Origin of the sequence: Novosphingobium sp. Chol11 (assembly GCF_945870625.1) — a bacterium.
GTDB lineage: Bacteria > Pseudomonadota > Alphaproteobacteria > Sphingomonadales > Sphingomonadaceae > Novosphingobium.
The window spans coordinates 1-11,264 of sequence record NZ_CAMBTS010000101.1; the positions used below are offsets into that span (position 1 = coordinate 1).

Below are 11,264 nucleotides of genomic sequence, written 5' to 3' on the forward strand. Positions count from 1 at the left end.
ACGCCTTCGATATCGGCATTCGGATCAATCCCTTGCATGCGGAAGGTGAAGTGCCGCGCTATGATCCGTGTGCCCCGCATTCGCGCCTCGGCTTCCCGGTTGACCAGCTGAGGCCCGACCATCTCGAAGGCGTCAGCGGCCTCCATTTCCATTCTCTCTGCGAGCAGGATTTCGCGCCGCTCGAACGCACCTGGGCCGCGCTCAAACCGCACATCGCGCCTTACTTCGGCCAGCTCAAGTGGCTCAACTTCGGCGGCGGGCACCATGTCACCCGTGCCGACTACCAGCGCGAAGATCTTGTTGCGTTTCTGCAAGGCGTTAAGGCCGAAACCGGATGCGAGATCTACCTTGAACCCGGTGAGGCTATCGCGCTCGATGCGGGCATTCTTGTTGGTACTGTGCTCGATACGCTGGACAACGGCATGCCGCTCGCGGTCACAGACATTTCCGCCACTTGCCATATGCCTGATGTGATCGAGGCCCCCTATCGCCCGGCCATGCTCGGCGAACTGCCAATCGACGAGTATGAGGATGGCGCAGGTGACGTGCCGGTCCGCCTTGGCGGCCCCTCGTGCCTTGCCGGCGACGTCATCGGCGATTACCGCATGGGTGTGACCTGCGAGCCCGGCACGCGCTTTGCCTTCCTCGATCAGGCGCACTATTCGATGGTCAAGACCACGACATTCAACGGCGTGCCGCTCCCGTCGATCTGGTTGTGGGACAGCGCGACCGATGCCCTTGAATGCGTGAAACGTTTTTCGTGGGAGGACTTCCGCGACCGCCTTTCCTGAGGCATCGTGTTCGCCAGAGTAATGATTGGCGGAGAGTGTGAATGGCTGACGTGCAGCTTGACGGCGTGACCAGCGATCCGGTGGCCATGGGCTGGATGGTCGGCGCGCCGCCGCCGCTCGATAAGCGCATCCTTGCCGCGCGGGCAGACCACATGCGCTTCCCGATGATCCGCTGGTCCTATTCGAACATGCGCAGTTTCGCAGCGACTGCCAATGTTGCGGCGAGCGGCACGGGCACCCCGTTCCCGCGCAATCTGCGGCCCGATCTTGCGGCGCTGCGCTTTACGCCGCTGGGCGCGGGCGAGGACATGACGTTCGAGCAGTCGCTGATCCGCAACTATACCGACGGCATTCTGGTGCTCCACCGGGGCGAAGTAGTGTTCGAACGCTGGTTCGGCGTCACCGGACCGCTCACCCGCCACATCGCCTTTTCGGTGACCAAGAGCTTCGTTGGCACCTTGCTCGAGATGCTCGTCGGGGAAGGGCGGATCGACCTCTCGGCGCGGGTCGATAGCGTGATCCCCGAACTCGCCTCCAGCGGCTTCGGCAACGCCACTATCGGTCAAGTGCATGCCATGACCACCGCGCTCGACTATTCCGAGGACTATACCGACCCGAATTCGGGCGTCGGTGCTTATAGCAACGCGCTCGGCCTTACACCGCGGCCCGCAGGCTATACCGGCCCCAACAATCTGTGGGATTATCTGGCCACGGTGCCCGGCGCAGGTTCGAAAGGCGCGGTGGGCAATCACGGCGAGCGGTTCGTCTATCGCACGCCCAACACTGATGTATTGGCCTGGATCATCTCGCGCGCCGAGGGCAAACCGCTCCACCAGGTCCTGTCGCAGCGGCTATGGCAGCCGCTTGGCATGCTTGGCGATGCCGATCTGATGGTGGATGAGGCAGGCTCGCCGTTTGCTGGCGGCGGGCTGAACTTGCGGCTTGAGGATCTCGCCCGCTTTGGTGAGGCGCTGCGGCTTGATGGGGCGGGGGTGATCCCTGAGGCTGATGTCGCCCGCATTCGCAGCGGCGGCTATCCAGCGCGTTTCGATCCGGTCACGTATCCGCATCTTCCGGGATGGAGCTACGGCAGCCAGTGGTGGCATTCCCACGACAATCACGGCGCCTTCAATGCGCGCGGCATTCACGGGCAGACCCTGTGGATCGATCCGGTGGCCGAAATGGTCATTTCGCGATTCGGCTCGCATCGCATTGCCAGCAGCATTGCGAACGATCCGCATTCGGTGCCTGTCTGGCGCGCTTTGGCGGATGCGCTAAGCTCCTGAAAACGCGAAGCCATGTCTTAAATAAGACATTTTTTTGACAGATGTTTGTGCAGCCCCTTTTTTCACTTGATGTTCAGAGTAGGACCACTATTTACGCCCTCGCTGCCCCATGGGGACTTCCAAACCGCAAGGCAGCTTTGTTCACTGTTCCGTTTGGGGGTCCCTTGAGTTGCACATCCATCATGACGCATTGGCTGTAGTTGGCGCACACGCGCCTGATCAACCCGCCATTCTCAATCGTCCGCACGCTGCTGCGCGCGCTGCTCGTTTCTTCGTCGAGAAGTTTCCGGGCAAGTCGCTCTATGCGGTAAAGGCCAATCCTTCGCCCGATCTGCTCCGCGTTTTGTGGGACGCAGGAGTGACGCATTACGACGTCGCCTCGATCGGCGAGACGCGTCTGGTGCGCGCAACGCTGCCCGCAGCGGTGCTTTGCTTCATGCACCCGGTGAAAACAGCGAGCGCGATCGAAGAGGCTTACCGCGACCACGGGGTGCGCGTGTTCAGCCTCGATTCGCTGGAAGAGCTGGAGAAGATCCGTCTTGCCACAACCGCCGCCAATGGCGGGGTTCTGCCTGAAGATCTGACGCTTTGCGTTCGCTTGCGGGTGTCGTCCGAAGGGTCCGAGCTTAGCCTTGCTTCCAAGTTCGGCGTTGACCTCACCGGCGCGGCAGAATTGCTTCAGGCTTCGCGTCAGGTTGCCGATGCACTGGGCATATGCTTCCATGTCGGCAGCCAGTCGATGAGCCCGCATGCTTACGTGCAAGCGCTGGAGCGCGTGCGTGCCGCTATCGTCGATGCCTCGGTAACGGTTGACATCATCGATGTCGGTGGCGGCTTCCCCTCGATCTATCCCGGAATGGAGCCGCCCGCGCTCGAGGACTATTTCGGCCTGATCGACCGGACCTACGAATCGCTGCCGGTGTCCTATTCCGCCGAGCTATGGTGCGAGCCGGGCCGCGCGCTGTGTGCCGAATACAATTCGATCATCGTGCGCGTGGAAAAACGCCGCGGGAGCGAACTGTTCATCAACGACGGCGCCTATGGCGCTCTGTTCGATGCCGCGCACGTGGGCTGGCGCTTTCCGGTCAAGCTGTTGCGCGCGAATGCGAGCGAGCAGCCGATGGAGCCCTTCAGCTTCTGGGGTCCGACTTGCGATGACATGGATCACATGGAAGGGCCGTTCGAATTGCCCGCTGATATCAAGCCGGGCGATTTCATCGAGATCGGCATGCTGGGCGCCTATGGCGCAGCAATGAAGACTGTGTTCAACGGATTCGGCGCGAACGACGTGTTCGAAGTCAGCGACGAGCCGATGTCGAGCCAGTATCGCGGCGATCGTCGCGACGAGCGCGTGTCGAACAACGTCGTGTCGCTTCGCTAAGACGTCGCAAGCACATCATTGGACGCTATCGAAGGCCCCGTGCACCTGCGCGGGGCCTTTATTTTGGCTTCCGCCATGCTTGATCGGGTGAGCCGATTTCTCTGAGCGGATAAATCCGTTTTCCTTTGTCTGCGCGCTGGAACACACCTGCAACCGCTCCGGCGCGAACGGTGTCGAGAAACACGCACAGCGCGCGGCGGCTGCATCAGAATCGGGGGCCTCCCTGCCAGGCCCCCTTCACGGGAGACAGGATAATGTTGCGCACTTCGATTTCACTGATCGCGCTCGCGCTGGCCGGGGCTTTGGCTCCCGCAGCCGCGCTCGCCCAGGAATCCGCCGCACCGGCTGCGGCCAAGCCGATGGCCAACAAGGATTGGTGGCCCAATCTGCTCGATCTTTCTGCGATGCGCCGCGACACCGCTGGCGCCAATCCTTATGGCGCGGAATTCAATTACGCGAAGGCGTTTGCGAAACTTGATCTGGCGGCTGTGAAGAAGGACATCGACACGGCGCTGACCACGTCGCAGCCGTGGTGGCCAGCCGATTATGGCAACTATGGTCCGTTTTTCATCCGCCTCGCCTGGCATAGCGCGGGGACCTATCGCTCGATTGACGGACGCGGCGGCAGCGATGGCGGCGAACACCGGTTCGAGCCGCTGAATTCGTGGCCCGATAACGGCAATCTCGACAAAGCACGCCGCTTGCTCTGGCCGATCAAGCAGAAGTATGGCCGCGCGCTGTCGTGGGGTGATCTCATGGTGCTGGCGGGCAACGTGGCGCTGGAAAACATGGGCTTCAAGACGCTGGGTTTTGCCGGCGGTCGGGCCGATGCGTGGGAGCCAGACATGGTGTTCTGGGGGCCGGAGACCAAGCTTCTCGCCGCCGCTGCCGAACGGTTTGACGACAAGCGCAGGCTTAAGGGCGCGCTTGCGGCCACCCAGATGGGCCTGATCTACGTCAACCCCGAAGGGCCGGGCGGGAATCCCGATCCGCTGGCGGCGGCGCACGATATCAGGCAGGCCTTTGGCCGGATGGCCATGAGCGATGAAGAAACTGCCGCGCTGATTGCGGGCGGGCACACCTTTGGCAAGGCCCACGGCGCGCATAAGCCGGACGAGTGCGTGGGCGCCGATCCAACCGCAGCGCCGATCGAGCAACAAGGTCTCGGCTGGCAGAACAAATGCGGCAAGGGCAGCGGTATTGACGCGGTGACGAGCGGTCTTGAGGGGGCATGGTCGGTCAGTCCGATCACCTTCACCACCCAGTATCTCGATAATCTCTACGGGTTCACCTGGGTCAAGACCAAGAGCCCGGCCGGAGCCACCCAGTGGATACCGACCGACGCCAATGCCGCAGGGCTGGTGCCCGATGCCCATGATCCCAATTTGCGCCACGCGCCGATCATGTTCACCACCGACATCGCCATGCGCGAGGACCCCGGCTTCCGCCAGATCACCTTGCGGATGAAGGATGATCCGAAGTATTTCGCCGATGCCTTCGCGCGGGCCTGGTTCAAGCTGACCCACCGCGATCTGGGGCCACGCGCGCGCTATCTCGGTGCCGATGTTCCCAAAGTGGAATTTGCCTGGCAGGATCCACTGCCAAAGGCCGACTACGCCATGATTGGCCAAGCCGATGTGGCCGCGCTCAAGGGCAAGCTGCTGGGATCGGGCTTGGCCCCTGCTCAGCTGATCAAGGCTGCATGGGCCTCGGCCTCCACTTTTCGCGCGACTGACATGCGCGGCGGGGCCAATGGCGCACGCATCCGGCTTGCACCGATGAAGGATTGGGCCGCAAACGAACCGGCCGAGCTTGCCAAGGTTCTGGCGGCGCTGGGCAAGGTCAAGGCCGAGTTCGACAAGAGCGCGGGCGGCGGCAAGAAGGTCAGCATGGCCGATCTTATCGTGCTGGGCGGCAATGCGGCCATCGAGCAGGCTGCGGCCAAGGCCGGGTTCACGTTCGAAGTGCCGTTCACCCCAGGCCGAGTCGATGCCGAAACGGCGCAGACGGACGCGGCGTCGATTGCTGTGCTCGAACCCAAGGCCGACGGCTTTCGCAATTGGTATAGCGGCGCATCCGATCTCGCTCCGGTTCAGGCGCTGGTCGATAAAGCGGCCACACTCGGGCTGACGGTGCCGGAGTTGACCGTGCTGGTCGGCGGGCTGCGTGTGCTGGGTGCCAATGCCGGCGGATCGGCCAATGGCGTGCTCACGAGCAACCCCGGTGCGCTCACGAATGATTTCTTCGTCAACTTGCTGAGCATGGATACGAAGTGGTCGAAGGCGGCTGGGGGAGCGGGGCTCTATGAAGGTCGTGCCCGCGCAGACGGTGCGCTGAAATGGACTGCCACTCCGGTCGATTTGATTTTCGGATCGAACTCTGAACTGCGCGCCGTGGCCGAAGCCTATGCCTCGCAGGACGGCAAGGCCCAGTTCGCGCAGGACTTTGCCAAGGCGTGGAACAAGGTCATGAACGCCGACCGGTTCTGAACCCGAGCGCAGGGCGGCGGCCGCCATCCTGTCGCTTCGATCAAGAAAAGAAGGGGGCCCCGCACGGCTGTACGGGCCCCTTTCCATTCACGGCAGTCGCCGCAGACCGCGGCGTTTTAGGTCCGAGCAGCGGGGCCGATCAGGCCGCCTTGCGCATCTGCAAGTCAAGCCGCGCCCAGATTTCGATCAGCGCTTGCGTGAGTTCGATCATCATTTCATCGGTATGCGCCGGGCCGGGAGTAAAGCGGAGCCGCTCGGTGCCGCGCGGCACGGTGGGATAATTGATCGGCTGCACATAGACGCCATATTCCGCCAGCAGGATGTCGCTGACTTTCTTGGCGCGGATCGGGTCTCCCACCATCAGCGGGACGATATGCGTGGTCGAGGGCAGCACCGGCAGGCCAGCTTGCGCAAACAGGCGCTTGAGCGTGGCTGCGGCGGCTTGCTGGCTGTCGCGCTCGATGCTCGAGTTCTTGAGGTGCCGCACCGAGGCGAGCACCCCGGCGGCGAGCACCGGTGAGAGCGAGGTTGTGAAGATGAAACCCGGCGCATAGCTGCGGATAACGTCGATCACCCGCGCATCCGAAGCGATATAGCCGCCCATTACCCCAAAGGCCTTGCCCAGCGTGCCTTCAATGATGTCGATGCGATGAGATGCCTCGTCGCGCTCGGAAATCCCGCCGCCGCGCGCGCCGTACATTCCCACAGCATGGACCTCATCGATGTAGGTGAGCGCGTGGTACTTTTCGGCCAGATCGCAGATCGCATGGATCGGGGCGACATCGCCGTCCATCGAATAGACGCTTTCGAACGCCACCAGCTTGGGCACGGCGGGATCGGCCTCGGCCAGCAATTCTTCAAGATGCGCAACATCGTTGTGCCGAAACACGCGCTTCTCGGCGCCCGAATTGCGGATGCCCGCAATCATGCTGGCGTGGTTGAGTTCGTCTGAAAAAATTATGCAACCTGGCAGGATCTTGGCGAGTGTCGATAATGTCGCATCGTTGGAAACATAGCCGCTGGTAAACAGCAGCGCGCTGTCCTTGCCATGCAGATCGGCCAGTTCGCTTTCCAGATCGACATGATAATGCGTGTTGCCGCCGATGTTGCGGGTTCCGCCCGAACCCGCGCCGACGTCGTGCAGGGCTTCTTCCATCGCCGAGATAACCTTGGGATGCTGGCCCATCGCGAGATAGTCGTTCGAGCACCAGACCGTGATCGGTTTGGGGCCGTTGTGCCCGGCAAAGCACCGTGCATTGGGATAGGAGCCTTTGTTGCGAAGAATATCGATAAAGACTCGGTAGCGGCCCTCGGTATGCAAACGCTCGATCGCTGCCTCAAAAACCTGATCGTAGTTCACCCGCCGCTCCTTCCTTCAATGGAGACACATGTGTCTCCGCCGCCGCGACCACATAACTTTGCACATGACCGGGCGATCAGCGGAACGGGGGCATTAGACTGCGCGGGCACGCTTATCCAGCATCTATCGAGCCCTCGCACTCAAGTGTAGGAAGTGCTCACCGTAGGGGCGGCGGCGCTATTGCGTCTGTTCCGGTGATGGACCGGGCCGCACGATTGTAATGCCTTGCTTATGGCCGATCACATTCATCCAGCTCAGATCATGCGCAGGTACGATGATGATAGCAGGCGCCTGCGACTGCAGCGCGGCCAGCCCCTTCAGCCAGCCGATAACCGCTGCGCGGTCTTCGTTGCCAAGCCATTCCGCCATATAGCGGGATCGTGGTCGCAGCCACGCAAGATTGCGCGCCATCGGCATGTTGTCTCCGCCAAACAGGAACTCGCGCCCACTTGCGAGGCGGACGAAGATCATCTGCGAACCCGGCGTGTGACCCGGCGTCTGCAGCATCACCACGCCGGGCGCTATCGCTGCATAATCTGCGCGATGCGCATTGACCGACTTCTCCAGCGCCAGCGCCGGAGCAACTTGCGAAATCCGCTGGGCTTGCTCGGGATTGACAATAGCGCGCGCCGCGAACCCTTCGCGCGCTGGGGATGCGATCAAACCGCCGATATGATCGATATCTTGGCCTGTGAACACAATCCGGCGTGCACCGCGCAGCCAGTTATTGGCCGTGCGCTGGGAACCGGGGTCATGAACCGTAAACCCGGCCGCCATGGCCTGATCGGGGCTCAAGCCCGCATCGAGCACCGTATCGCCGCCCGGCGTCACCAATCGGTACACAATCGCGCCCACCCGATTGAATCTGAGGCCGCCGCTGGCGACCAGAAAAGTGCCAGGATAATCATCGTGAGCAGGAACAACTGCCTCGATCGCCGTGGGCAGTGGCCCGCGCAGTTGGTTTGCTGCCATACGCAGCCGGTTCAGATCGATCGCGCGCGCGGGGGCATTGCTGGGCCCCGCATCAACCAGCAACCAATAATACGGGATACTGACCAGCAGCGCCGCGATAATCGCCACTTTGGTGAGCAGAGGGATGCGCAAACCCTGCTGATCGGCCGATGCCAAAGCTTCCCTCAAAACACTCCCCCTTGATCAAGCCCGCGCGCGGCAAGCGCGGGCGCGAGCGCATCCATCTCTGGCCCGCCGCGGGTGAAAATGGCGCGATCGGCGCGCTCCCTCTGCCAAGGCTGCCCCGCTGTGAGATAGGCGATGCGCCTGGCAATCCCTGCCGAACCATCGACGAATTCGACGCCCGGTCCGAAGGCCGCAGCCAGTTCCTCTGCCACCAGCGGGAAATGCGTGCAGGCCAGCACAACCGTATCGATAGCCTCGCCGCCCGGCATGGTGCGCAGCGCCTGCGCCGCCCGCACAAAAACAGCTGGATCGACTGGGTTTCCTCGCAACTTGGCCTCGGCCGCGCCGACCAGTTCGGGCGCAGCATGGCGCAGCAGCACTTTGTCCGCTGCAAATTCCGCTTCGAGGCGGTCGACATAGGCCTGCCTGATGGTGGCTTCGGTGCCAAGCAAGCCGATCACGCCGCTACGCGTGCGGATCACCGCCGGCTTGATGGCCGGCACGGTGCCGACAATCGGCACCTCGAGCACTTCGCGCACTGAAGCCAGCGCGATGGTCGATGCAGTATTGCAAGCGATGCAGACGAGCCGGGGGGCAAAGCGCTCGGTCATGCGGCCGAGAAGGCCTGACACCCGCGCCGCGATCTGCGCCTCGGTCTTGTTGCCATAGGGCAGCCCGGCCAGATCGGCGGCATAAATCACCGGCGCATCGGGCAGCAGCAGGCGAACCTCGTCGAGGACGGAGAGACCGCCAACACCTGAATCGAACACCAGCAGCGGCGCTGCGGGATCGACTGTCGCTGGTCCCGCCGTTTGCCCTTCGCCGCTGCCGTCCGCGATTGCTGTGTCGTTTTGCCCCTGCATCGGGGTCCCATATCGCGTGCGGCGGCAAAAAGAAAACGCCGCCTCTCCCCTTTGTCCGCGCGCATTGCTAGGAGCAGAAGTGTGGAAACCATTCTTGCCCCGGGGCTTGCCCCTGCCGCCGCGTATCTGCTTGGCTCGATACCGTTTGGCCTGCTGCTGACGCGCTTGTTCGGTGCGGGTGATTTGCGCGCGATCGGATCGGGCAATATCGGCGCGACCAACGTGCTGCGCACTGGGCGGAAGGGGCTGGCGGCTGCTACCTTGCTGTTCGATCTGGCCAAGGGCTGCGCAGCTGTCATGCTGGTTCGCGCTTTTCTGCCGGGCGCGGAGGCGCTGGCGGCGCTGGGCGCAGTGCTCGGGCATTGCTTTCCGCTGTGGCTCGGCTTTCGCGGCGGCAAGGGCGTGGCCACTATGATGGGGGTAGCGCTTGGCCTGGCCTGGCCGATCGGCCTCGTTTTTGCCGCTGTCTGGCTTGGCGTGCTCTATGCGGGCCGGACATCCTCGCTGGCGGGGATGAGCGCTGCGGTAGCGGCACCGCTCGCGGCGATGGCGCTGGGATACTCGGCTTATGGCCCCGTTCTTGGGGTGATTGCTGGTCTGGTGATCTGGTTGCACCGCACCAATATCGCGCGTTTGCGCAGCGGAACAGAGCCCCGGATCGGCGGCGCGAAGCCGTGACCTTGCCGCCTGCGCTAACTCAGGCCGAAGCATTTGCCCGGATCCGGTTGCTGCGTTCGCCCAATATCGGCCCGGTCAGCTTTATGCAGCTTATCCGCCGCTTTGGTAGCGCGGCGGCATCGCTCGAGGCACTCCCGGATCTCGCCGCGCGCGGGGGCGGGCGCTATGCGATCGCTCCGGCTGCACGGATCGAGGAAGAAACTGCGCGGATACGCAGCTTCGGCGCACGCTATCTGTTCTTTGATTCGCCCGATTATCCCGCAGCGCTGAGCGCGCTGGAAAGCCCGCCACCGATCCTGACCATGCGCGGTGATGGCACGCTGCTGGCTAGGCCGTCGGTAGCCATGGTCGGCGCGCGCAATGCTTCGGCCGGCGCGATCAAGCTGGCGCGCGAATTTTCGGCGAGCCTGGCCGCGCGGGGTTATGCCGTGATCTCGGGCCTTGCGCGCGGAATCGATTCGGCGGCGCACCAGGGCGCACTGGCGGCAATGGGCGAAGGCGGGGGAACCGTCGGCGTGATCGCCAGCGGGATCGATGTGGTCTATCCGCCCGAAAACGCCGGCTTGCAAGAAGATGTCGCCATGCGCGGCCTGCTGATTGCCGAAATGCCGCCTGGCACCCAGCCGCTGGCGCGCCATTTTCCCTGGCGCAATCGCATCATCGCCGGGCTGGCCAGCGGGACCGTGGTGGTCGAGGCCGCCCCGCGCTCGGGTTCACTGATCACCGCGCGGCTAGCAGGCGAGGCTGGGCGCGAAGTCATGGCCGTCCCCGGCTCCCCGCTCGACAGCCGCTCGCTTGGCTGCAACAAGCTGATCCGCGATGGCGCGGTGCTGGTGCAATCCGCCGATGATATTGCCGAATTGCTCGAACGCTTCGACGGCACGCCGCGATCGACGTTTCAGGAACAGGTCATGCCGGACTACGAACCCGATGTGCCCCCGGCCGATATTGCCGGCATGCTCGGCGCCGCGCCGGTCAGCATCGACGAGATCATCCGCCAAAGCGGTGCGCTGCCGAGCGCGGTACAATTCGCGTTACTTGAGCTTGAACTCGCAGGCCGGTTGCAGCGCCATGCTGGCGGACGGGTGTCAATTATCACGGCGTGATCATGAGGGATAATGCACGCGTGTATTAGAGCGGTTTCCACACGAAGTGACTCGGCGGGGATTCCTTTTGCGGCGGCGTTGTGATTCAGACTTCCTGCTGGTGGCAGGAGGCCAGCATGGATGGCACGAACGCTTTCACAGGATCTTCGGGACCGAGTTGTTGCAGCGATTGA

Annotated in this window: 9 protein-coding genes; 6 read left to right on the forward strand and 3 right to left on the reverse strand. The window is 63.1% G+C overall.

Translation table 11 applies throughout. From position 1 onward, the window contains the following. The 4 genes from Q0O40_RS13310 to katG all read left to right on the forward strand — a co-directional run. Positions 1–791 (forward strand): carboxynorspermidine decarboxylase (locus Q0O40_RS13310; RefSeq protein ID WP_295530727.1); only part of this gene is annotated, 791 nt, incomplete at its 5' end. Between the two features lie 41 nt (positions 792–832). Beyond that, positions 833–2,077, forward strand: a complete 1,245-nt coding sequence (locus tag Q0O40_RS13315; protein WP_295530729.1) for a serine hydrolase — start codon at positions 833–835, stop codon at positions 2,075–2,077. Positions 2,078–2,246: 169 nt separating this feature from the next. Further along, positions 2,247–3,458 (forward strand): type III PLP-dependent enzyme, encoded by a 1,212-nt coding sequence (locus tag Q0O40_RS13320; protein WP_295530733.1) that lies wholly within the window; start codon positions 2,247–2,249, stop codon positions 3,456–3,458. 254 nt (positions 3,459–3,712) lie between these two features. Further along, the gene (gene katG, locus Q0O40_RS13325) at positions 3,713–5,947 is read left to right on the forward strand and encodes a catalase/peroxidase HPI (protein WP_295530736.1); all 2,235 of its coding nucleotides are present in this window, start codon (positions 3,713–3,715) and stop codon (positions 5,945–5,947) included. 139 nt (positions 5,948–6,086) lie between these two features. On the opposite strand, the gene hemA is transcribed toward katG, so the two are convergent. The 3 genes from hemA to murI all read right to left on the reverse strand — a co-directional run bounded on the left by hemA (position 6,087) and on the right by murI (position 9,307). Continuing rightward, the gene (hemA, locus tag Q0O40_RS13330) at positions 6,087–7,307 is read right to left on the reverse strand and encodes a 5-aminolevulinate synthase (protein WP_295530740.1); all 1,221 of its coding nucleotides are present in this window, start codon (positions 7,305–7,307) and stop codon (positions 6,087–6,089) included. Between the two features lie 177 nt (positions 7,308–7,484). Beyond that, on the reverse strand, positions 7,485–8,411 hold the full coding sequence (locus Q0O40_RS13335) for a hypothetical protein (RefSeq protein ID WP_295530743.1): 927 nt from the start codon (positions 8,409–8,411) through the stop codon (positions 7,485–7,487). Positions 8,412–8,443: 32 nt separating this feature from the next. After that, positions 8,444–9,307, reverse strand: a complete 864-nt coding sequence (gene murI, locus Q0O40_RS13340) for a glutamate racemase (protein ID WP_295530746.1) — start codon at positions 9,305–9,307, stop codon at positions 8,444–8,446. 81 nt (positions 9,308–9,388) lie between these two features. Here murI and plsY point away from each other — a divergent pair, with 81 nt between their 5' ends. Both plsY and dprA read left to right on the forward strand, forming a co-directional pair. Further along, positions 9,389–9,985: a glycerol-3-phosphate 1-O-acyltransferase PlsY gene (plsY, locus tag Q0O40_RS13345; protein WP_295530750.1), complete on the forward strand. Its 597-nt coding sequence runs from the start codon at positions 9,389–9,391 to the stop codon at positions 9,983–9,985. After that, positions 9,982–11,091 carry a DNA-processing protein DprA gene (dprA, locus tag Q0O40_RS13350; RefSeq protein ID WP_295530753.1) on the forward strand — a complete coding sequence of 370 codons (1,110 nt, stop codon included), beginning with the start codon at positions 9,982–9,984 and terminating at the stop codon, positions 11,089–11,091. Before plsY ends, dprA begins: the two co-directional genes overlap by 4 nt. Positions 11,092–11,264: the final 173 nt, after the last annotated feature.

Coding starts and splice junctions, on each gene's coding strand:
- murI (WP_295530746.1), bottom strand. CDS start 9,307: ATGCAGGGGCAAAACGACACAGCAATCGCGGACGGCAGCGGCGAAGGG.
- katG (WP_295530736.1), top strand. CDS start 3,713: ATGTTGCGCACTTCGATTTCACTGATCGCGCTCGCGCTGGCCGGGGCT.
- Q0O40_RS13315 (WP_295530729.1), top strand. CDS start 833: ATGGCTGACGTGCAGCTTGACGGCGTGACCAGCGATCCGGTGGCCATG.